The 21,842-nt window shown below is 56.9% G+C and carries 24 protein-coding genes; 2 read left to right on the top strand and 22 right to left on the bottom strand.

Annotation, left to right across the window (positions count from 1 at the left end; all coding sequences use genetic code 11):
• Nucleotides 1–298: 298 nt before the first annotated feature.
• From DSD30_RS09470 to DSD30_RS09385, 18 genes are all read right to left on the bottom strand, one after another.
• Entirely contained in the window at nt 299–694 is a 396-nt protein-coding gene (locus DSD30_RS09470; RefSeq protein WP_114009375.1) for a hypothetical protein, read from the bottom strand.
• A 200-nt stretch (nt 695–894) separates the two neighbouring features.
• Complete coding sequence (locus DSD30_RS09465; protein ID WP_114009374.1) at nt 895–2,811, bottom strand: tetratricopeptide repeat protein; 1,917 nt, start codon at nt 2,809–2,811, stop codon at nt 895–897.
• Nucleotides 2,812–2,947: 136 nt separating this feature from the next.
• A complete protein-coding gene (locus DSD30_RS09460; protein WP_114009373.1) occupies nt 2,948–3,781 on the bottom strand; it encodes an SDR family oxidoreductase in 834 nt (277 codons plus the stop codon).
• 22 nt (nt 3,782–3,803) lie between these two features.
• Nucleotides 3,804–4,562, bottom strand: a complete 759-nt coding sequence (locus DSD30_RS09455) for an SDR family NAD(P)-dependent oxidoreductase (protein WP_114009372.1) — start codon at nt 4,560–4,562, stop codon at nt 3,804–3,806.
• On the bottom strand, nt 4,555–5,397 hold the full coding sequence (locus DSD30_RS09450; RefSeq protein ID WP_114009371.1) for a sugar phosphate isomerase/epimerase family protein: 843 nt from the start codon (nt 5,395–5,397) through the stop codon (nt 4,555–4,557). Before DSD30_RS09450 ends, DSD30_RS09455 begins: the two co-directional genes overlap by 8 nt.
• Entirely contained in the window at nt 5,394–6,368 is a 975-nt protein-coding gene (locus tag DSD30_RS09445) for a class I SAM-dependent methyltransferase (protein WP_114009370.1), read from the bottom strand. Before DSD30_RS09445 ends, DSD30_RS09450 begins: the two co-directional genes overlap by 4 nt.
• Complete coding sequence (locus tag DSD30_RS09440; protein ID WP_114009369.1) at nt 6,368–7,030, bottom strand: class I SAM-dependent methyltransferase; 663 nt, start codon at nt 7,028–7,030, stop codon at nt 6,368–6,370. Before DSD30_RS09440 ends, DSD30_RS09445 begins: the two co-directional genes overlap by 1 nt.
• Complete coding sequence (locus DSD30_RS09435) at nt 7,027–7,464, bottom strand: VOC family protein (protein ID WP_114009368.1); 438 nt, start codon at nt 7,462–7,464, stop codon at nt 7,027–7,029. The genes DSD30_RS09440 and DSD30_RS09435 overlap by 4 nt, the downstream gene beginning before the upstream one ends.
• Nucleotides 7,461–8,840: an aspartate aminotransferase family protein gene (locus DSD30_RS09430; RefSeq protein WP_114009367.1), complete on the bottom strand. Its 1,380-nt coding sequence runs from the start codon at nt 8,838–8,840 to the stop codon at nt 7,461–7,463. The genes DSD30_RS09435 and DSD30_RS09430 overlap by 4 nt, the downstream gene beginning before the upstream one ends.
• Nucleotides 8,840–9,574 (bottom strand): acylneuraminate cytidylyltransferase family protein, encoded by a 735-nt coding sequence (locus tag DSD30_RS09425; protein WP_114009366.1) that lies wholly within the window; start codon nt 9,572–9,574, stop codon nt 8,840–8,842. The genes DSD30_RS09430 and DSD30_RS09425 overlap by 1 nt, the downstream gene beginning before the upstream one ends.
• Nucleotides 9,571–10,170 carry a D-sedoheptulose-7-phosphate isomerase gene (locus DSD30_RS09420; RefSeq protein ID WP_114009365.1) on the bottom strand — a complete coding sequence of 200 codons (600 nt, stop codon included), beginning with the start codon at nt 10,168–10,170 and terminating at the stop codon, nt 9,571–9,573. The genes DSD30_RS09425 and DSD30_RS09420 overlap by 4 nt, the downstream gene beginning before the upstream one ends.
• A 125-nt stretch (nt 10,171–10,295) precedes the next feature.
• Nucleotides 10,296–12,188: an N-acetylneuraminate synthase family protein gene (locus DSD30_RS09415; RefSeq protein WP_114009364.1), complete on the bottom strand. Its 1,893-nt coding sequence runs from the start codon at nt 12,186–12,188 to the stop codon at nt 10,296–10,298.
• A gap of 14 nt (nt 12,189–12,202) precedes the next feature.
• Nucleotides 12,203–13,582 (bottom strand): GHMP family kinase ATP-binding protein, encoded by a 1,380-nt coding sequence (locus DSD30_RS09410; RefSeq protein WP_114009363.1) that lies wholly within the window; start codon nt 13,580–13,582, stop codon nt 12,203–12,205.
• A 2-nt stretch (nt 13,583–13,584) separates the two neighbouring features.
• A complete protein-coding gene (locus DSD30_RS09405; RefSeq protein WP_114009362.1) occupies nt 13,585–14,292 on the bottom strand; it encodes a sugar phosphate nucleotidyltransferase in 708 nt (235 codons plus the stop codon).
• On the bottom strand, nt 14,289–14,876 hold the full coding sequence (locus tag DSD30_RS09400) for a D-glycero-alpha-D-manno-heptose-1,7-bisphosphate 7-phosphatase (protein ID WP_114009361.1): 588 nt from the start codon (nt 14,874–14,876) through the stop codon (nt 14,289–14,291). Before DSD30_RS09400 ends, DSD30_RS09405 begins: the two co-directional genes overlap by 4 nt.
• A gap of 37 nt (nt 14,877–14,913) precedes the next feature.
• Complete coding sequence (locus DSD30_RS09395; RefSeq protein ID WP_114009360.1) at nt 14,914–15,420, bottom strand: hypothetical protein; 507 nt, start codon at nt 15,418–15,420, stop codon at nt 14,914–14,916.
• Nucleotide 15,421: 1 nt separating this feature from the next.
• Nucleotides 15,422–15,727: a rod-binding protein gene (locus DSD30_RS09390; protein WP_114009359.1), complete on the bottom strand. Its 306-nt coding sequence runs from the start codon at nt 15,725–15,727 to the stop codon at nt 15,422–15,424.
• Nucleotides 15,727–16,836 (bottom strand): flagellar basal body P-ring protein FlgI, encoded by a 1,110-nt coding sequence (locus DSD30_RS09385; RefSeq protein ID WP_114009358.1) that lies wholly within the window; start codon nt 16,834–16,836, stop codon nt 15,727–15,729. Before DSD30_RS09385 ends, DSD30_RS09390 begins: the two co-directional genes overlap by 1 nt.
• 309 nt (nt 16,837–17,145) lie before the next feature.
• Here DSD30_RS09385 and DSD30_RS09380 point away from each other — a divergent pair, with 309 nt between their 5' ends.
• Nucleotides 17,146–17,574, top strand: coding sequence for a flagellar assembly protein FliX (locus DSD30_RS09380; RefSeq protein WP_114009357.1), 429 nt, complete (start codon nt 17,146–17,148; stop codon nt 17,572–17,574).
• A 162-nt stretch (nt 17,575–17,736) separates the two neighbouring features.
• Nucleotides 17,737–18,153 carry an RNA polymerase-binding protein DksA gene (gene dksA / locus DSD30_RS09375; RefSeq protein WP_114009356.1) on the top strand — a complete coding sequence of 139 codons (417 nt, stop codon included), beginning with the start codon at nt 17,737–17,739 and terminating at the stop codon, nt 18,151–18,153.
• A gap of 292 nt (nt 18,154–18,445) precedes the next feature.
• Here dksA and flgH read toward each other — a convergent pair whose 3' ends face one another.
• From flgH to DSD30_RS09355, 4 genes are read right to left on the bottom strand one after another with little or no spacing between them, the layout of a single operon-like run.
• Entirely contained in the window at nt 18,446–19,195 is a 750-nt protein-coding gene (gene flgH / locus DSD30_RS09370; RefSeq protein WP_114009355.1) for a flagellar basal body L-ring protein FlgH, read from the bottom strand.
• Complete coding sequence (flgA, locus tag DSD30_RS09365; RefSeq protein ID WP_114009354.1) at nt 19,195–20,244, bottom strand: flagellar basal body P-ring formation chaperone FlgA; 1,050 nt, start codon at nt 20,242–20,244, stop codon at nt 19,195–19,197. Before flgA ends, flgH begins: the two co-directional genes overlap by 1 nt.
• Before the next feature lie 9 nt (nt 20,245–20,253).
• Nucleotides 20,254–21,039, bottom strand: a complete 786-nt coding sequence (flgG, locus tag DSD30_RS09360; RefSeq protein WP_114009353.1) for a flagellar basal-body rod protein FlgG — start codon at nt 21,037–21,039, stop codon at nt 20,254–20,256.
• A gap of 26 nt (nt 21,040–21,065) precedes the next feature.
• Nucleotides 21,066–21,806 carry a flagellar hook-basal body complex protein gene (locus tag DSD30_RS09355; protein ID WP_114009352.1) on the bottom strand — a complete coding sequence of 247 codons (741 nt, stop codon included), beginning with the start codon at nt 21,804–21,806 and terminating at the stop codon, nt 21,066–21,068.
• Between the last annotated feature and the right edge of the window lie 36 nt (nt 21,807–21,842).

The raw sequence follows: 21,842 nt of genomic DNA, 5'->3' as shown, positions 1-21,842 counted from the left end.
TTCATGGTTAATATCAGTAAAACAGGATTCGAACGATTTTCTGCAAGTATCGTCAGGTCTTTTTACTGTTACCAACTAGCGTTTTGATTCTGTTTGCGTTTTGCTAAAACGGGTCAGTTTCTATGCCATCGAAACTGGTTAACAAGAGCGGATTTTCGGGATTTTGATGGTGAAATGTAACGGTTAAGATTTCAACTTTGCGATTGCTTTCGTTGCTTCAGTGCGAGCAAAAAGCTCACGCAGAGCAGGCATTATTGTCTAGAAGTAAATACAATGCGGCAGGCGAATGTTACTGTTTTTAGATATTGCGATCGAAGTTGGGCTCTTCGTCATCCTCTCGGGGGGCTGGAGCTGCCGTGTAGGCCCGCAGATTCATCAAACCATCAGCGGAATGCTGTGGTGTGTTCTCCATTTCCATCGATATGGTCAGTTGAGAGAGGTCTTCACCCGACAGCAGGTTGGCGCCTCGCCTTTTGCGGCGCGGCTTTCTGCCTTTGGGATCCTGATCCAGCTGGTCGTCCTGTTCGATGCCTTCATAGGCCGTATTGCCATGCATGAATCGAATTTCCGCGTCGCGTTCAGTGGATTCGACCGCTTCGTCTTCAGTCAGGGCGCCTGAGCGGGATGCCTTCCTTGCCGCCGATTTGCCTTGAACTGACGCTGGCGGCTGCATTTTCTGGACCGATAAATCCATGTGTAGCCTCAAGTGTACAAGGTAAACTTGGGAACTATACTAGCGGAAATTTTACGGTCTGTCATTTCTGACAATCAAAAAAGCAGCAAATTGGCTAACTGCACTTTAATAAATCTGGGCTGCCGAACGAAAGCTTTGCGCAAGGAAGGGAGTTTCCCTTCTGGTGACTGGCTTTCGTGGCATTTCCGTCGCAAATGTTGTCAGTGTTTTTTATTGTCCAGCAGCCACTGCTTGATCACGTCGATATAGTTGAGCGCGTCGTCTCCCCATGGAATGTCGATGGACTTCTGATCTGCGAACCATGGCACATAGGGTTGGCCCAGATTGTCCTGATAGTGGCATGGGGCGTAACGCAAGCACTTGATGCCAACAGCGCCGGCAATGTCCGAACTGGTCGAGCCCGGACCGACAAACAGATCCATGCAGCTGTTAAAGGCGGCGGTTTCCAGCATGTCATCCATCAGATCAAGACCCGGCGCATGATAGAGCGGCACATCGTGCTTTTCGCGGAAAGCCGTGATTTCGTGCTCCTTGGTCGTATACTGGAAGTTATAGAATTCGAAACCGGGCATCCGCAGGACATCCAACAGCTCTTCCAGTTCCAGATAGCCGTAGGCTTCCGGGTCACCGAAGGTCTTGCTCGACCAGGCCATGCCGACCTTGGTGGTGTTTGGATTGGACAGGATGTTGAGCGCGCGGAAGGGGGCGACATGCTCCTCCGGCAGGATCATTATTTTGTCTTTGCCTTCGAAATCGGAGACTTCGGGGCGCAGAACCTCGATCAGTGAGCCAAGCGGGATCTGACAGTCAAAATCCTCTTCAATCGATGGGAATTCATTCTTGCGGCTCTGTTTGGTGCCAAAGGCATTGCTGACGATGCTCAGGGCTGGCAGTTTGGTTGGCAGGGGCCGGACATCGATCCGGGGGAACAGGGCCTTGATGAACGGCATGCATTTGTCTTGCACAGCGACAATCACATTTTCATGCGGAGTGATTTCCCTCAGCATGCTGGTCGTTTTGAAAATGTCACCGATGCCCTGATCCGACCAGACATAAATTCGCTTGTCTTCAAGGCTTTCCCCACGCCAGAGGGGGCTTTTCAAATTGAACTTGGTGCAGACGTCAGCAACCTCGAAGCGATAGGGGTTGCATTTGTGGGCTTCGGGCAGATTGCCTAGTTTCCAGTTGGACAGACAGTTCAGCCAATGCGGATAGGTCGCTTCGGGGTTGAGCTGCAGCGCTTTGTTGCTGTAGGTGATCGATTTTTCAAACTGCCCCAGTCGATAATAGATATGCGCTTTGGCGGTGACGAATTTGTCGTTTTTCGGAGCAAGTTCGACCGAGCGGTTGATATGCTCCATCGCCTTGTCATAGCGGCCAAGCTGGGCATAGGCATAAGTGACGGTCCGATTGCAGATGGCATCGTTGGCAATGCGGTCGCCTTGCGCAATGGCGTAATCGACAATCTCCTGATTGGCGTTCTTGGAGCGTTTGTACTCAAGCCAGTGATAATGGGCAATGTGATCGAAGGGGTCCAGCGGCAGACAGCGCTCAAAGCACAGCATGGCCACATCCTCGATGCCAGCCTTGAGGAGGATCTCACCGGCCAGACGCAACAATGGGACATCTTCAGAGAAGAGTTCGATCGCCTTGTTGGAGATGGCAATCGCATCGTCGTAGAAGTCGACTCTAGGTTTGGTCTCGCCGCTTTGCGTGACTTCACCCCGATCCAGATAAGACTTGAAATTCTCTGTGGCAGCCTGAAACAGGGCATCACTCAGCCTGTACCAATAGTCGGGATTGGACGGCTCAAGGCTGACGGCCTTCTGGTAGTGATCGATGGCCTCTGCATATTTCTTGATCCGGAAGGCAAGGTCGCCGGTGGCCGATTGGAGGGCCAGTTTGTCGGGCTGATGGTTGGCGGCTTCCGAGAGATATTTCAGGGCCTGATCCGGCTTGTCCTGCGCCAGCAAGGCCTTGGACAGGGTGAGGCGAATATCGACATAGCCATCTTTTGACTTGAGCAGTTTGCGGCAGATTGTCTCCGCCCGATCGGCTTTTCCGGCTGCGAGATATTTCTGGGCCTTCTGGAGGCGGTCAGCGGTCTGAGCTTGCATGTTGGATCTGCCTTACGTTTCGGGTCGCTGGATGCCGCCGGATCGGTGAAGGATTGGCGGGCAAATCAGTCAAGTCGGGCCAGTTTAGGGCAAAAGGGGGCGCATTCACAATTCGTCCCCCGTGCAAAAAAAGGCCCTACCAGACGGTGCGGCCTCCATCGATGGAAAGGGTGGTGCCATTCATGTAGCTCGATGCGTCCGATATCATGAAGGCAACGGCGGCCTTATATTCGTCCTTGTCGGCCATCCGGCCCATGGGGATGAGATTGGTCAAGCGTTCAACGAAGGCGTCATCCTGGCCATTATAGACCCCGCCGGGGGCCAGCGCGTTGGCGCGCACACCCTTATCGGGCCAATAGGTGGCGAGATAGCGGGTGAGGCCGATGAGACCTGCTTTGACGACGGAATAGGTGACGGGCTTGACGCTTTGTGTCTCTGCGCTTTCGCCCTCGTTGCGATAGATCCGCTGGTCTGGGGCGATAACGCCGAGATCGGAGGCGATGTTGAGAATGACACCACCGTCCTTCTGCGCCATGTGCGTGCCGAAGATTTTCGCGCAGAGCATCGCTCCGGTCAGGCCGACGGAGATGTCGTCTTGCCAGATCTGAAGCGGGAAATCCTCAAAGCGCGACCAGTTGGCCCCATCGGTGGATTCCATCTTGGGATTGTTGGCGGCATTGTTGATCAGGATATCAATGCGGCCAAAGCGCGTCAGAATGGCGTCGCGCACTGCCGTGATGGCGTCGGGGTTGGTGATGTCGACGCCAATGGAGAAGGTCTGGCAGCCATGGGTGGCTTCCAGATCTTTGGCGGCATCCGCCGCTCGGATCGCATCAAGGTCAAGCAGGCAAGGGATGCCGCCAAGCTCAGCCACAGCCTCGGCATGTTTGCGGCCAAGCAAACCTGCGCCGCCGGTGATGATCGCCACTCGGTCGGTTAGATCAAAGCTGCTCAATACACTGTTGGTCATGGACGTCTATCCTTCAGTCATGTCAGCGGCGGGTCTGGCCGCCATCAAGGGTCCAGATTTGGCCCGTGGCATAGGTTGCCTGACCGGAGGCCAGCCAAAGGGTGAGATTGGCGATCTCTTCGGGGGTGCCCAGACGGGCAAGCGCCACATCCTTTTGCAGCATCTGATCAACGGCTTCTTCATTCTCATCCAGCTTGCGCTGCCAGACCGAGCCGTCAAACAGGATGTTGCCCGGCGCGATGGCGTTGATGCGAATGCCATCCTTGCCCAAGGGCCGGGCGATGCCTTTGACAAAAGCATTGAGCGCAGCCTTGGCGGTGGAATAGGTGACGGGTGCGCCGGGGATGGTTTCATTGCCGCAAATGGAGGAAATGCAGAGGATCGACCCGGTCTGTCTGGTGATCAGGTCGCGACAGCTTTCCACCATATTTGTCGTGCTCCACAGATTGGTGGCAAACACCCGTTGCCATTCGGCGGCTGTTTCCTGACCGGGTGGCACAGAGGCCCCGGAGCCGACATTGCAGACAAGGATATCGAGGCTACCAAACCGGGCGCGGGCTGCATCAGCGATTCTTTGCGCCTCTGCCGGATCAGAGACATCACCCACCACATAGGAACAGCGCTCAGCGCCGAGGCTGTCGCATGCCTGTTTCAGGGGCGCTTCGGTGCGGCCATTCAGCAGCACATGACAGCCGGCCTGATGCAGGGCGCGGGCGATGGCAAGGCCAATGCCTTTGGATGAACCGGTGATGAGGACGGACTTGCCTTTGAGATCAATCATAGGTGCCTCCCGCCTGCTTCAGCCCGTCCTTGACGAAGGCGCGGTAGGCGAGAATGGCTCTGAGATGATCGCCATCGGCAGCACGGGCGGTTTGCAGAATGATGTCGCCTGAATACTTGGCTTCCGCCATGCAGGCGAACAGTGAAGGGAAATCCGCCGCCCCCGAGCCGAGCGGCACGGTGGTGCCTTGATAGAGGCGGTCTTTGATATGAAGATTGACAATCCGCTCGCCATAGGCAGCCCATTCTTGTTTGACATCATAGCCAATGCCAGCGCTGTTGCCGCTGTCATAATTGATGCCAAAGGTCGGGGCGGGCAGCTTGGCAATGAATTCTGCCAATGGCTGGGGGGCAAAGTCACTTTCGAACAGGATGGCGATGCCAAGGCTGTCAAACAAAGCCTTGCGGGCGAGCAGCGCATCGATCAAGCATGCGGTTTCAGCTTCGGTCTGCAAGCTACCATTGTCGACCAGAGGCACGACGATGTTGCGGATGCCGACTGTGCTGGCAGCCCGGCAGATGGCTTCGAAATCGGCAAGCAGAGCGGTTTTTTCCGCCGCGCTTTCGGCCTTCCAAAAAGGCGCTTGCATGAAGCAATCGCCGGTGAGGTTCGGGATGGTGAGGTGATGCTTGTCACACAGAGCGCGGATTTCGGCCTGGCCTTGCTCGGTCATCAGCGGATTGTCATAGAGGCCCGCCTGATCGAGCGTCCATTCCATGCAATGGATGCCGATGCTGTCAGCGAGCGCGATTTCCTTTTGCCAGTCTTCCCATGGGAAGGCCTGAATCATGCCATTGACCTGTGGGACCAAGCGGCCCTGAATGAAGCCAATCATGTCTCTTTCACCAATTCGATCAGAAGATTTGAGGTTTGGCCGCTGGCCACCAGCTTGTCGATATAAGCTGCATTGAGCGCGGCCAACTGGTCGCTGAGCCAAGAGGTCAGCGCCGGATCATGACCCTCGAGCTTGACCTCGGACAGGCCGATCTCGCAGGTGCCTTGCGGGCCGTCATTCATGATCCAGTGGAGATGATTGAGCAGATTATAATCCTGCGCGAAGTGTAGACTCATCGCCTCATCCGCAAAGCCGGCGTCCTTGCAGGCCTTTTTCAAAGCGTCGCCCGAAAAATAGAAAAGATGCTCGGCGTGATAATAGAATTGGGTGTAGCTGGGGACCTTCCATGTGGTCAGCAAAGGGTCATAGAGGTTCGGCACCTCGATGAAGGCACGGCCGCCGGGCTTTAGGGCCTTGTGCACATCCTTGAGGAAGGCGACCGGGTCGGGCGTATGCTCCAACACCTGAAAGGAGCAGACGATATCAAATTGCTGATCGGCAAAGGGGCCGTCGGCGAAGAAGTCGGTGCTGATTTCAAAGGCGAAGCGTTCGGCCATGAAGGCGCAGCAATCTCTATCCAGCTCAATGGCTGCGAGCCGGTTGGTCTTGCCCTCCAGATGGGTGAGGAACTGCCCGGCGGACGCGCCGATTTCCAACAGGTCCGTCTGGGGTGTCACATGGGGCAGGATCAAATCGAGGCGCTGCTGCTGAAAGCGGCTATAGATGGTGAACATCTCTTGCGCATGGGTCGCGGTGCCTTCCGCCTTGTGGGAGACATTTTTGCGATATTCGGTCTCATAGAAGGCTTTGACGTCGAAGGGTTTGCCATCGAGGAAGCCGATGTCGCAGGAGGGGCAATGATAGACCACCCCTTCGCCCCGGCGCAATTTGGCGGTCAGGACATGATCGCAGACCGCGCCACAGCGTGGGCAGGGCTTGGTCAGGCCGTCAATGATCTGATGGGCAAGCATTACGCCCCCTTTGCGGTCAGCAGACAGACATATTGGGTGCGGGTGATGCCGCAGCCGAGATATTTGGCAATGGAATCCGTGGCCTTGTCGCGCATCATTTCCACCGAGAAGCCATGCTTTTCGGCTTCTTCATGCAGCTGCTGGAAGGTGAATTGATAGATCGGGTAGGAATGGTCCGCGCCGGGCTGGGAATAGTGGCCGACCTCAAAGCTGGTGCCAAGGAAGGTGCGCATTAGCACGAAACGTTTGGTGGTCTGGCAGATATGAGAAAGGGCGCTTTGCCACTCATCGACATGTTCCAGCGTGCCGGACATGACCGAAATGTCGGTCTCACGCGGCTTGCTTTGGCCAATATCGAGCAGCTCGAAGGGGCGCTTGGGGAAATGCAGGCGGGCAATGTCGAGATAGGTCTGGGAAATGTCATAGCCCTGATAATCAATCGGGCATTGGCCCAACTCACGCAGGCCGACATTGAAGGCCCCGGTGCAGCAGCCAATGTCATTGACCTTGCGCGGATTGTCCCCCCAGTCAGCGGTCTTTTCATTGATGAAGGTGACGAATTGCTCCACCCAGAAGAGCGGTGGCTGGGACAGGCGGTCAATGCAGAGCTGGAGATAATCCTCATCCTGCTTGGTATGCCAATCGATGGAGTGTCGGGTCATGAAGCGATCATCTCCACAAGTTCGAGGATCAGGCCTTCCGGGCCGCGGCAATAAACCAGCTTGGCCATGCCATCGGGGGAAACTTGGATGTCGGAATGCAGCCGGACTCCATGCTGGAGGAGCGTGGCGCAGGTGGCTTCCAGATCGCTCACCGTGAAGGCCATATGGGTGAGGCCGGTGCTGACGGGGCTGCCCTCCCAATCCGGCTTGTCCGGATGGGAAGTGAATTTCAGCAGTTCGAGCAGATTGCCATCGGGGGCGGCCAGCTTGACCGTGGTGACGGCCACATCATCAAGCTCCATGATCGCGTCGATATGGGGTCCTGCTTCGTCCATCCGTCGGGCCACTGTGAAGCCCATGACGTCGCACCAGAAATGGAGGCTCTTGTCGAGATCCTGAACCACGAGGCCGGTATGACGGATGTTGGTGATCATGCGTCGGCGTCCACTTCTGCGATGCACTCGCCCAAGACCGCCATGGCTTCAAGAATGGCGTCGTCGGGGATGGTCAACGGTGGGCCAAGCTTGATGGATTCGCGTCCGGTATGAACCATCAGCAGGCCCTTCTGCATGGCAAGTTCACAGACCTTGCTGCCAAAGGCCCCGTCGGCCTCGCGCGTGCCGGGCTTATAAAAGAAGATCGCAGCCAGCAGGCCATGGCCCAGAGACGGCCCCATCCGGTGCGGGAAGCGGGCTTCCAGCTTGCGCAGCTCGGCAAATAGAAGCTCGCCCTTGCGGCGGGATTCCTCAATCAGATTTTTGCTCTCGATTTCCTCCAGCACCGCAAGGCCAGCGGCGCAGCAGAGCGGGTTGGCGGAATGGGTGCTGCTCATATTGCCAATGTCGGGCAGGTCCATAATGTGCTTGCGACCGATGACGCCGGAAATCGGCACGCCGCCGCCCATGCCCTTACCAACGCAAATGAGATCGGGTTCGACCTCATAATGCTGATAGCCAAAGGCCTTGCCGCAGCGGGCGAACCCGGCCTGCATTTCGTCAAAGGCCAGCAGGATATTATGCTTGTCGCAGATCGCCTTGATGGCCTGCACATAGTCCTTGGGATAGAAGACCGCGCCCCAGCCTTGAAAGGTCTCCAACATGAAACCAGCAATGTCGGTGGCCAGATCAATGCCCTTGTCCGCCAGCTCGGCAAGGCCCTTGTCGAGGATGTCGAGGCCGGTCTTGTCGTTGGTCTCCCACGGATAGGGGAAGGGAATGTGATGAATGTCCGGGTCGAGGGTGCCGATCCAGCTTTTCTGGCCGACATTCGAGCTCAACATTTGAGCGCCGAGGGTGCGGCCATGCCAGTTATTCTGGATGGTGATGATGCCGCCACGCTTTTTGCCGACCGACTGGCCATGCATGCGCATCAGCTTCAAAGCCGCTTCGGTGGCCTCGGTGCCCGCAGACAAAAGAAATGCTTTCTCAAATGGCTTGCCAGCAAAGGCCAGCAATTTTTCGAGATAGCGGGCGCGGACCTCGTTGCCATAGGCGTAGCAGCTATAAAGCGGCTTATCCAATGTGGCGGCAATGGCGCTCGAAAGATGCGGGTTGGAATGGCCGACATTGGCGACAAAGATGCAGGAGGTGAAGTCGATCCATTTGTTGCCTGCCGCATCAAACACATTGTAATTGATCGCGCTATCCCAGACCAAAGGCAGCTGGCCATGCATGGAGCGGCTCTCGGTTTCATCGAGGCGGGCCAAAATCTCGGCGGTGCCGGGGCAGGGGATGGTCGTCTTGATCGTCCGGTGGGCCGTGTCGACCGGGGCGACCTGTTGCGGGTCGCGGGAGAAAAGCTGGTGCGCCATCAAGGGGCCTCATCAAACAGAAGGTCTAGGATTTCGGGTTCTTGGCTGACCCGATATTCGATATGGCGGAAATCGTCTTCGCTATCGACTTCAAGGGAGACCGGGGTGAGGAAGGGCAGAACATGGTCGCCATTCATCAATCCGGTGCGACGGATGAAGTCGGTCGAAAGCACATCGACATAGCCATTGGGGAAATAGGTGGTCGGGCAGGCCTGTCGCGCCCGGTTGGCAGCGTCGAGTGCCGTGCTGCCGGTGCCAACGCAGGCCAAAATGCCATCTTGATTGATCTCGAAGGTCTTGTAGGCCGATTCCGACATTTCATGAACCGAGCGCAGGGAGGTGGCTGTGCTGGAGGCCTCAAAGGCGGCAATCGCCGCATCAATCAGCGCCGGGTCGCGCATCGGTGTGGTCGGGCGGATCTGGACAATCAGGCGTGGCTCGCTGTCATGCTCTTTCAGCCAATCCAGCGCATGGAGGACAAATTCGATATCCTGCGAGCGATCTTGCGAGATTTCGGCTGGGCGCAGGAAGGGGGCTTCAGCTCCGAGGGACAAAGCCAATTGGCGATACTCCTCAGAATCCGTCGTCACGATGGTGCGGTCGATGCGCTTGGATTTGAGGCAAGCGGCGATGGACCATTCGAGCAGGCTGTGACCGGCCAGCGGGCGGATATTTTTGTTCGGCACCCCTTTGGAGCCGCCACGGGCCGGGATCAGCGCGATGATCTCACTCATGCATCGCCTCCCGGCTGGTGGCTCTCAGGGAAGAGGCTGTCTTCGACAATGCCGCAAATGATATGGCCAAACAGGATATGGCATTCCTGAATGCGAGCGGTGACGCTGGATGGCACCTTGATGCAGTCACAGAGCGCCGCCAACTGTCCGCCCGAGTCCCCAGTGAAGGCGACGGTATGGATGCTGAGTTTTTTGGCGGTCTTGACCGCTTCGATAATATTGCCGCTATTGCCACTGGTGGAAATGGCGATGAAGACATCTTGGCTGGTCGCCATCGCTTCCAATTCGCGGGCAAAGATATGGTCATAGCCATAATCATTGGAAATGGCGGTGGCGAGCGACGCATTGGCACCAAGCACAAGGCCGGGCAGGGGCGCGCGGTCGCGCCGGAAGCGACAGACAAATTCAGCCGCCAAATGCTGGGCATCGGCGAAGGAGCCGCCATTGCCCGCCAGAACCACTTTGCCGCCCGCTCTTAGGCTGTCGACGCATTTTTGAGAAAGCACAGCAAGTTGCTCGAGCAGGGCTTCATCGGCGAGGGCTGCCTTTTTGGCATCAATCGAGGCTTCGATTTCTTGTTTTATTATTGAAAGCACAGTGAACCCAAATCTTTCCCAGAATCAAAGATAGTGGGAGCAGTGTAAACCATGGTCCAGCTCTGTGGTATTGCCGGGCCATGGCTTGTTAACGGATTGTCACAAGCCTTGTTTGACAGCTTGTCCTAGAGCCTGCCTTCAAGGCGTTCAAAGGCGATCCAGAAGCCTTCGCCCTCGCCCTTGTGGCCCTGCCAGATTTCCGGGATGAAGGGGGTGTCGGGGCAGCCTTGCTTGAGGATCGCGCCGAGGCGATCAAAATCGAGCGTGCCTTCGCCGATTTGCAGGCCTTCCCCATTCAGCCCGCTGGCGTCACCCAAATGGAGATGAGCGGAGACGGGGGCAATTTTTGCCGCAAAGTCATAAAAATCGACACCCAGATGGTTGCAGGTCAGCGAGGAATGGGAAATGTCGAAACACATCCGCAGGTCAAGTTTCTGGCAATAATGCAGGATGTCTTCGATGGTGACGAAGAGATTCTGGTAGCGCTGGCCGCCAAAATGCCATGGGAAAGGCGCCATGGTTTGCGGGATCAGCTCAACACCATCGCGGTCCAGCGCCTCAAGGCTTTGGGCGAAGCGCTCGTAATAGCCTTCAATGGCGTCTTTGGGCAGCGGCGCATCCATGGTGAAGCCGCCAATATTGGCGACGATCATCGGGCGCTCGGTTTTGGGGAAATAGGCCTTCAGCGCACGGGTGATGTCGATGACCCGCTGGGTCTCGGCGATGGATTTCTGCCGCTCGGCCTCATCGGGCGTGGCGAGGTCCATCAGGCGGCTTTCGGCGAACAATTCCGGCGCATGGACGACAAAGTCGCAGTCATAAGGGCCCTCGAGATAGTCTTCGAGCTTTAGATCCATATCCGAATAGGAGAGATGGAATTCGTAGAAGTCCGGCGTGATGCGTTTGGCGAAGGCGGCATAATCATGATAGCGCACCGGCACGCCCCATGGGCGGTCAAAGGCATATTGGCGGGGTTCGGCGGCATGAAGCGCCAGATCGGCGGGATAGAAGAAATCCTCATAGCCCATGTCGCGCTTGGCCGTCTTGCCGATCAGCGCCTGATAATGATGCGGGGCGAGGCCCTGCCCGGGGCTGCGGATCTTGATCAGATCGGCGGTGATTTCTGTGCCTTTGGCAATGGGGGCGGCCGCAACAAGGCTTTTGGCGAGATTTTCCCGGTTGATCATTTCGCCTTGCGACAGATTGCGCTCGGTGCCGGAGCCCAAGGCTTCTTCAACCTGCCGGATGCCATCGACCAGCTGGCGGAATTCGGCTTTTTCCAAGGAGGCTGCATGGTCAGGGCCTTCCATTGACCTGTCGGCGGTGAAATGGCGCTCGATGATGGAAGCTCCCAAGGCAACGGCTGCGATGGAGACCGCCGTGCCGCGCTCATGGCCGGAATAGCCCACCACCGGATGACGCTGACGCAAGCCTTCCATCCAGCGCAGATTGATGTCGTGGAAGGGAGCGGGATAGGTGCTGTTGCAATGAAGAAGCGCGAAAGCGGCCTTGCGCGCCTGCAGGAAGGCGACTGTGGTTTCGACCTCTCCGGTGCGGCTCATGCCGGTGGACAGGATCAGCGGCTTGCCGGTTTTGGCCAAGGCATCGAGCAGAGGCAGGTTGGTGAGGTCCGCGGACGCCACCTTATAGGCTTCTACGCCCATTTCCTCCAGCACGGCGAGGCTTGTAACGTCCCAAGGGGTGCAGAGATAAAGCACGCCTTTTTCGTCACAATAGCTTTTCAGTTTGCGATGTTCATCCTTGCTCAGCTCGAAGCGTTGGAGCAGATCGACAATATATTCCGAGCCGAGATCCTCGCCTGCCTTTTTGAGGCTGCGTTCGCGATAGACCTGATCGAGATGACGCATCTGGAATTTGACGCAATCGGCTCCGGCATCGATCGCCTGATTGATCAGATCGATGGCCAGCTCGAAAGAGCCATTGTGGTTGTTGCCTATCTCGGCGATGACAAAGCATCGCCCTTCGCCGACAGTGAATGGGTCAATTTTCAGGGACATCTTGAACTTCCAGACTAATCTTCGAGGGATTGCTTGCCTTCGCGGATGGTCCAGGCATTCAGGCCATCAGCTTCAAAGCGGAAGGGCAGGGTCGTCAGGCCCATGGCCTGCAAACCGGTCATGACTTTATGCTTTTTGAAGGGCGGAACATAAAAGAGGAAAAAGCCGCCGCCGCCAGCACCCAAAATCTTGCCGCCAATGGCCCCCAATTCGAGGGCCGCATCATAAATGCGGTCAAGTTCGTCGGTGCTGATCTTGCCGCTCAATTGGCGCTTGATCTTCCATAATTCATGCAAGCTCTGGCCAAATTGCATCAGGCGGCCGCGCAGCAGATCGTTGCGCAGCTGATAGGTCAGCTCGACCGAGCGGCTGACCAGCGCGCGGATTTCGGCATTCAACATGGTCTTGCGCTGATCATCGTGGATTTCGCCGGATTCATGCACGGTGCCGGTGTTGCACAGAACAAGGCTCTCTTCTAGCTCGAACAGGATGTCGTCATTGATCCGCAAGGGATTGACCACCGTCTGCTCCATGCCGAATTCCATGAAGTTGAAGCCGCCGAAAACGGTCGCATATTGGTCCTGCCAACCGCCGGCAATGTCGAGATAGAGGCGTTCGGCCTGAAAGGCCAGTTCGGCCAGTTCATGGCGGTCCCAACGGTCCTGCCGGAACTGGTTGAAGCAGCCAAGGATGGCAGCCGACACCGCCGACGAGCCGCCAAGTCCGGATTTCAGCGGAAAATCGGAATTGACATAGAGTTCAAAGCCGAAGGCTGGCTGGATGGTGCGCAGCAGAGCCAAAATCAGATTGAAGGGCCCCGGTTTGGTGAAAGCCTCTTGCAGATTGTCAGCCTTGAGGGTCTCGCCCAGATCAAGGGACGAAATGATCACCTTCAAATCCTTGCGTTTGCGCAAGGTGGCGTGGGAATAGGAGGAAATGGTGGAATTGATCACCGCGCCCTGATGATCAGAGAAAAAGTGGGTCAGGTCCGACCCGCCGCCGCCAAAGCTGACCCGGACGGGCGCGCGGGCGCGGGCATAGACCGGTTCCTCAATCTGGATCGGGACGTGTTTTTTGGTGACGACCTGCACCAACTTGCCATCCTCATCGAGCACCGGGATCAGTCGAATTTTCTGATCAAGCTGTTTAAGCAGCAACTCGCGCGGGGTTTTCAAGTCAGCGGCCATGAAATCGGCATTGCCGCAATGGCTAATCGGGTCTTCGAGGGTCATGTCCGCGAGCAGTTTGCGCCGGATGTCGCCGTCGGTGGCAATAGCAATGACCCGATCCGCATCATCGGTCACCAGAATGCAGCCTTCGTGATTTTTCTCGATCTTGACCAGCGTTTCCCGAAGTGTGGCATTCTGATGGATCTGAAATTTATCGAGAGGCACTGCTAGATTCCCTGTTCTGCGATCATCGCTTGAAAATACTCATAATCAGCAGGAACGCCAATGTCGATGAAGGCACAATCGATCTTGATGGCGCGGATTGCGCCGGATTTCACCAGTTTCGGCAGAATCTCAGCCTCCAACGACAGAAATGATCCATCCCAATCGGTCAGACAGTGCGGATTGAGGCGATAAATGCCTGCATTGATCCAGCCCGACTCGCTTTGGTTCTGTTTTTCTTCAAAGGCAATGATCCGGTCTTTGTCGAATTGAACGCGGCCATAGCGGTTGGCATTCTCGACATGGGTAATGGCCATGGCTTGCCCGTCTGCCTTGACCATGGCTTCCATTCCGGCTGGCAGCCAGGTGTCGGCATTGGTGGCAAGGAATGTCTCCTCAATGGCAAGCTCTGCCAAGGCATTGGCTAAAGACCCTCCGGTGCCCAGAGGCTGAGCCTCGATGATGGAGCGACAGCTGCAACCTTCAAAGCTGGGCTGGGCGAACTGGTCTTCCAGAAAGGCTTCGATCTGCTCGGCCCGGTGATGCAACAGGAACACAAAATCGCGGATGCCTGCATCACGCCAATTGTCCAGCATATAGGCGAGGAACGGGCGGCCATGAACCGGGGCGAGCGGCTTGGGGACATCATGGACAACGGATTGCAGACGGGTGCCGAACCCCCCGGCCAAAACCAAAAGAGGCATGTTTGTCATGGAGTTTCCGTGTCCCTCTTTGTGCTGTCCAAGTCTGTCGCAAGGATATGGCTGACAGCGGCGCCAAAGCAATCAAAGACCGGGAAGACAGCCTCCAACCCTTGCGCCTTCAGCCTGTCGGGCAGCGGGCCGTCGCCGCTATTGACGCCAATGCCGAGACCTCCTGCGGCTTGTGCGGCCAGCAGATCGGACGGGGTGTCACCGATATAGACAATCTGGTCGGGCGTGGCGTCATGTCGCTTGGCCATTTCAAGGGCAAAGCGGGGGGAGGGTTTGCGGTGGACCGGTTCTGCGTCGGGATGCTCCGGTGCCACGCAGATGGCTTCGAAGGGAGAGGACGGGAAGGCAAGCAGCTCGATCATTCGCTCGTTGCAGGCGATGGCTTGCTCCAACGTGAAATAGCCCCGACCAACCCCGGACTGGTTGGTGTGAAGAAACAGCAAATGGCCTGCTTCCTTGAGGCGCACCAAACCATCGCGCACACCGGGCAGCAGCTCAACGGCATCGGGATCGCACAAATAGGGGATATGCCGGATCAGGGTGCCGTCCCGGTCGAGAAAAATCAGATAGGGAGCACCGGTCATGAGGGCTTCCACTTGCTCAGCGCAGGACCCAATGGCCTCAGGACGCGGTGTCGATTGACAGGCCGCGCTGCTGCTTCACTTGTTGTGGCACCTGGCCGGACTGACCGTAGGTCTGGGTCTGACCGTGCTTTTGAACTTTCTGGTTCAGCCCGTCCACCAGTTCGGCAGAGACTTCACGCGCGGTGCTGATCACTGCCAGATTGGCCTGAAGAGTGCTTTGGAACATATGGTGACGGCGGGTCAGCTGCTCGGCATCTTGCGGGGCAAGCTGCTTGACGAGGGAGGCATTGGTGGTGATTGCCTTTTGCAAAAGCATATACTGGATCGACAGTTGGTTTTTTGCTTCGACCAGCTCGAGAGCCTCTGCAAGCTTGCCTTCCCGCAGCAGGTCGGTTTCCTCGACCAGCACGTCATCAAGGCTATCCATGATCTGTTCGATGGCGCCGAGCAGGCGCTGGACATCGTCCGGGCTGCCGATCGGCGTTTTGGCAAGGGTTGCTGCCTGCGTTACAGGATTGGGGGCGGTCTGGTTCTCTTCGGACATCTTATTGCTCCATTTCCTGAAGGCTGATCAATTCGCGCATGATGGAGTCGGCAATGCCGATCCCGCCGGATTTGGTGATGGTGTCGGCATAGGTTTCGGTCAACAGGCCGCGATAGGTTTCCTCGGCGTAGGAACCGCCGAAGGCATCATCCTTGCCCACGCCTTCGAACATGGCAGACATCATCTGATTGAGAAAGACGCCTTCAAACTGTTCGGCTACGGCGCGCGCCTGTTCCTTGCTGTTGAGCTGGGAGTTCAAGCCCTGATTGGGCGTGATGGAAAAAGGTGTTGCATTCAGAGTGGTCATTACATCACCTCGATTTCTGCCTGAAGGGCGCCTGCGGCCTTGATGGCCTGAAGGATGGAGATCATGTCGCGGGGGCCGACGCCCAGCGCGTTGAGGCCGGAGACCAGATCGCGCAGGGGCACGCTGCCTTGCAACAGGGCCAGTTTCTTATCGGAGTCTGTCGAGACATCCACCTGAGAGCGAGGCACGACGGTGGTTTCGCCATTGGCCAAGGGGTTTGGCTGGGCGACCTGCGGGGCCTCGGAGACGGTAACCGTCAGGTTGCCTTGCGCAATGGCTACGGTGCTGACGCGCACTTCCTGACCCATGACGATGATGCCGGTGGTCTCGTCAATGACGATCTTGGCTGGCAGGTCCGGCTCGATCAGCAATTGTTCGATGTCGGTGACCAGATCCACCATGTTGCCGTTGAAATTGCGCGGCAGGGACAGGCGCACTTCGGTCGGGTTCAGCGGCTCGGCAACCGGCTGGCCAATCAGGTCATTGATCGATTGGGCGATGCGGCGGGCGGTGGTCAGGTCCGGATTGCGCAAAGACAGGCGCATGGTGGACATGCTGGCCAGCTTGAAGGGCAATTCGCGTTCCACAAGGCCACCATTGGCAATGCGACCTGCGGTAGGCACCCCTTGGGTGATGGTAGCTGCATCGCCTTTGGCCGAGAAGCCGCCGATTGCGATGGAGCCCTGCGCGATGGCATAGGCTTCGCCATCCGCACCCATCAAGGGGGTGACCATCAGGGTGCCGCCCTGCAGGCTCTTGGCGTCACCCAGAGCGCTGATGGTAACGTCAATGCGCGAACCCTGCACGCTGAAGGGTGGCAGGTTGGCGGTGACCATGACGGCTGCGACATTCTTGGTGTTCAGGTTGCTGTCGGAAATCTTGACGCCCATCCGTTCCAGCATGGCCTGCAGGCTCTGCTTGGTGAAGGGGGCGCTGCCCAGTGAGTCACCCGTGCCATTGAGGCCGACAACCAGACCATAACCGATCAGCTGGTTGTCTCGAATGCCTTCAAAATCGACGATGTCCTTGATCCGGGATGCACTCTGCGCTGGCAGAACAGCCAAGCACAATGCAGACAGTGCAATCAGAAGAGCAGAGCGAATTGACATTGCGGATTAACCTTTGTGAACCGGCTTGATTAAATGACGCGTCTTCCCTTGTCTTTTGCAAGCTCTATGCCAGCTTTTCCAAGAAGGAGGCATTTCTTTAAGGTGTTGACTTTATTTGCTTTAATTATGCGCCTGAGCATATTGTCATTGTTGCGCGCAGTGCCGGGCTGCAAGAATTGCCGGGTCAATTAACGGCTTGTTAACCGAATAAGTTAATCTTTTCCTTAACGAGGTCAAAAGCCGTCACAGCCCGTCGATCCAGGTTTGCTGATCGGTGCCACAAGCGAGTAGCCAAAAGGGTAAAGCAATATGCGCATTCAATCAAACAACCCAGCCACACAACTTGGCAAATCGGGTTCCGCAGGTCGTGCGCGCAGCAGCTCAAGCAGCTTTTCCGTGCCGCAGGAAAGTGGCCAGACGAGCCAGGCGCAGCAGACCTCTCACTCTGCTGGTTTGAGTGATGTCACCTCGCTTCTCGCATTGCAGGGGGTCGAGGATCCGTTGCATGGCAAGCGGCGCAAGGCGATCCGCAAAGGCAACCGGATGTTGGATCTGCTGGAAGATGTGCGTCTTGGGCTGTTGTCCGGCAATCTGTCCATGTCGATTTTGCATCAGCTGGAGCGCCTGACCGAGATGGCAGAATCAAGCGGAGACGCGCGAATCGATGCCCTTGTCGAGGAAATCGGTTTGAGAGCACAGGTAGAACTGGCAAAGTTGGAGGGGCATCGCGCAGGTTGAGGTCTCGTAAAACCTACGAAGGTCTTAAGGGGCGGGAAAAGAGTTGGATTACACCCGGCAAAATTAATATCAACTTCACTTTTTGCTACTTGGTAGTTGTCTAAAAGAGCATGTCAATCTATATAGACCTCGTCTTTTATATAGGGAACCAAGGGGTAGCCCATGTCGGTCGAGATAGAAGATGACTATCGTCCAACGGACAATGAGCCCTTCATGAATGAACGGCAGACGGAATATTTCCGCCGCAAACTTTTCAAGTGGCGGGACGATATTCTGCGCGAAAGCCGCGAGACTTTGCAACACCTTCAAGATGACAGTTCAAACCATCCGGATCTCGTGGATCGGGCGTCTTCCGAGACGGACCGCGCCATCGAGCTCAGGGCCCGGGATCGCCAGCGCAAGCTGATCTCGAAGATCGATGCCGCATTGAAGCGGATCGAGGATGGCTCCTATGGCTATTGTGAGGATACGGGCGAACCGATCTCTCTCAAGCGTCTGGATGCCCGACCAACGGCAACCTTGTCTATTGAGGCACAGGAACGCCATGAGCGTCGGGAAAAGGTCTATCGGGACGATTGATCGTTCGGGTCAGGCCAACTGCAAAACAAGCAATCAAGACATGAAAAGGACGCGGATCCGGGAGCTGGATCCGCGCCTTTTTTGTTTGCCACAGAGCCTGTTGGGGAGCGGTTCTGATGGCCGGGACAGCAAGGCAGGGTTGGGGAGCTTGCCTTGCCATGCGCGATCCGGTGGTTAGGGGATCACGCAGGGAGCCGGATCTCCAAAATTGGGGAGCTTGGAGCCGGTCCCGAGATCCGCTGCGTGGTCTGCAGCGGATCGGGAGCTTTCAATCTATTCTGGTTGGGTTGGATCAGAATGGCAGGATGATGTCCATGACTTGCTGGCCGTAGCGTGGCTGCTGGACATCGGTGAGTTGACCTCTGCCGCCGTAGGCGATGCGGGCTTCGGCAATTTTTTCCGAGGCGATCGTGTTGCCTGACGAAATGTCTTCCGGCCGGACAATGCCAGCGACCAACAGTTCGCGCACCTCGAAGTTGACGCGGATTTCCTGACGTCCTTCAATCACCAGATTGCCATTGGGCAGAACCTGCAGAACGACTGCGGCGACCGTCACGGTGATGGCTTCGGAGCGGTCGATCTCGCCGGACCCTTCAGAGGTTGAATCCGATGTGGCGGCCGCCAGCGAGGATGGATCGCCGTTGCCGATCAGGGCCTTGGGAATGACGCTGGCAAGCTGGTTGCCGATGCTGCCCGACAGGCCGACATTGTCGGAATTGGTGCGCGACCGTTTCGAGGTATTGTCGATCTTGGCGCTGTCGGTGATCGAAACCTCGACGGTCAGGATGTCGCCGACGCGGTTGGCGCGCTGATCCTTGAAGAAGGCGCGGGACCCGGTCTGCCACAGGGAGTTCGGGCTGTAATTGACCGGTTGCGCAGTTGGCATCGGCATCTGGACCGGTTTGTAGCCTTTTTGAGCCGTCGGGTTTTCGATGCCGGACAGGGCCGGGGCCTTGCCGATATTTTTCAGGCGATCACCAGCGCCGCAAGCGGCCAGCGAAATTGCCATCAGGCTGATTGAGAGCAAGTGAGAGAGTTTCATTATTCTGTGGCTCCCAGGGCCGCGATGCTGGTGGTGGGGGTATTGATTTGCAGAAGTCCCCGGTCAATCACTTGGGCGCGGACGATGCGGTTGGTCTGGACATTCTGGACCGAGATGATGTCCCCCTTGGCACCGCCGGTCAGGGCCTTGCCCATCATGCTCAATGTCAGGCTGCCCGCCTTGAACAGGATCGTCACGTTGGCTGAACGCTCAACGATGTCGGGGGCAACGAAGTAGCCTTCATTGGCGATGATCCCTGCCCGCAGGGGCTGACGGGTCGCCATGCCGATGATGTCCTTGATGCTGGCCGGTTTGGCGAGCATAGCCTGCTGGCGTGGCATCGGGGTCAGGGTCACATCGCTTTCGGCAACCACCTCACCGCGGCGCATGTTGCGGGTCAGGACCGGGGCCATAACAGTTTCAATGGCCCGTCCGGTCAGACGGATGGTGCCGATATCCTCGCGGCCGCCGATGAACAGGTCGGTCGAAAAGCGACCGCTGTTGCGATCAAAGCGCAGATTGCGCAGATCAAAGGGATGTGCAACGGCAGGGGAGGCGTGCTGGTCGATGAGGCGGCTGGACAGTTCCATGTCGACCCGGCCTGAGGCTGCGATATAGCCCATGGCCCGCAATTGTGCCTTGATGCCTTCGGTCACATCCTGCTCGGTGACCAGTTCGGAAGCGCGCTGCACATGTACGGTCTGAATGGCGCTTGGCGCGATATGGTGCAAACCGGCGCGACGGGCCGCGTCGATCACGCGCAGCGCGCTGATGGTGCCGCTTTGACCGATGGACGGGGCGCGGAAGACAGCCTTGTTGCTCAGGCTGCCTGCATTTCTGAACAGATCGCCGAGGCGAACGAGGGTCTCGGACACGGTGACATTGTCAATCAGTATGGCCGGTTCCCTGTTCTGTGCTGCCTGTGCTGCCTGTGCGGTTTGGGCGTGACTGGTGCCTGTGATGGACAGCAGGGCAATCGCGGAAAAGGCGAGGCTGACCCATCCTCTTCTCAGGCAGTGCTTTTTCACGATGTAAGAGAATCGTTTCATATCAATGACCTAGCGAAGGTTGGATGTTGCGGAGAGCATTTCGTCTGCTGCCTTGATGACGCGCGAGTTCATTTCATAGGCGCGCTGGGCGGCGATCAGATCAGAAATCTCGGCGACCGAGTTGACGTTTGCCATTTCCAGATGCTTTTGCAGCAAAGTGCCATAGCCTGCTGTGCCGGGGGTTGAGACCTGCGGCGCACCGCTGGCACCGGTTTCCAGATACAGATTGTCCCCCATTGCATCGAGGCCAGCCTTGTTGACGAAACGGGCAAGGGTCAGCTGACCCAGCGTCTGCACTGCGGTGCTGTTGCCGGTCGTGACCTGCACTTCCCCTTCATTGTTGATGGTGATGTCGCGGGTGTCATTGGGGAATGTGATGCCGGGCTGGACTTCATAGCCATCGACGGTGACCAGACGGCCATTGTTGTCGATCTCGAAGGAACCGTCCCGTGTGTAGCCAACCCGGCCATCAGGCATGGTGATCTGGAAGAAGCCTTGGCCCCGAATGGCAACGTCGAGCTCCTTGCCGGTATTTTCTACCGACCCCTGCGACATGATGCGCGAGGTGGCGGCGACCCGGACACCAGAACCAATCTGGATGCCAACCGGTACGGTGGTTCCTGTGGCTGAGGTCGAGGAGCCGGTCCGGCGCAAATCCTGATAGAGCAGATCCTGAAATTCGGCGCGGAATTTTTTGAAGCCAGTCGTCCGCATGTTGGCGATGTTGTTCGATGTTACTTCGACGTTGCGTTCCTGTGCCAGCATGCCGGTTGACGCAATATAGAGGGCTCTCATATCGGTTTTCCTTGTCTATTGCTGCGTCAAGCCTGAAGCTTGCCGAGTGTGTCAATCGCGTTGGAGCGCAGTTCCGAGACCTGGCTCAAGGCCTTGGCGAGGGACGTGTAGGAGCGGGTTACCTGAATCATGCGGGAAATTTCGACGACGCCTTGGACGTTGGAGCGTTCAACACGGCCGCCCAGAACGACAGGAGCATCGACAGGAACTGGGTTTTCACCGGCAAACAGTGAATATCCCTCTTTCTTGAGAGACTGCATGTCGTTGAAGGTGACAACCTGAAAGCGGCCAACCTCGCCACGATCTGATGTGATCAGGCCGTCACGGGAGATGGAGATGTTGGTGTCTTCGGTGGTGAAGAGGATCGGTCCGTCCTGACCGACGACAGGAAGCCCATCGGAGGTGACCAGCTGACCTTGCGAGTTTATGTCAAATTCACCGTTGCGGGTATACCGTTCGCCGCCCGGGCCCTGAACCACGAAAAAGGATTTTTCATCGTTGAGGGCAGCATTGACCGGATTGCCAGTGTCAACAACGGCACCGGGTGCAAACTTATGCGCGATGCGATCATCCTCGACATAGGACAGCTTACGATCGGACGATTGAAATTCATTCATCCGTGCCACTGGCATCAGATGTTCCTTGAACATCAGATTGTCGGCCTTGTAGCCGGCAGTGTTGATGTTGGCCAGATTGTTGGCGATGACATCCATCTTGCGTCGCAAGACCATCTGTCTCGACAGGCCGATGAGTTGTGAGTTCTCCATAACCGTTAACCACTTTGCTCCCAAATGATGCGCACG

Source organism: Cohaesibacter intestini (assembly GCF_003324485.1).
Lineage (GTDB): Bacteria > Pseudomonadota > Alphaproteobacteria > Rhizobiales > Cohaesibacteraceae > Cohaesibacter > Cohaesibacter intestini.
The sequence above is the reverse complement of the archived record's forward strand: the minus strand, read 5'-3'. Positions and strand labels throughout refer to the sequence as shown.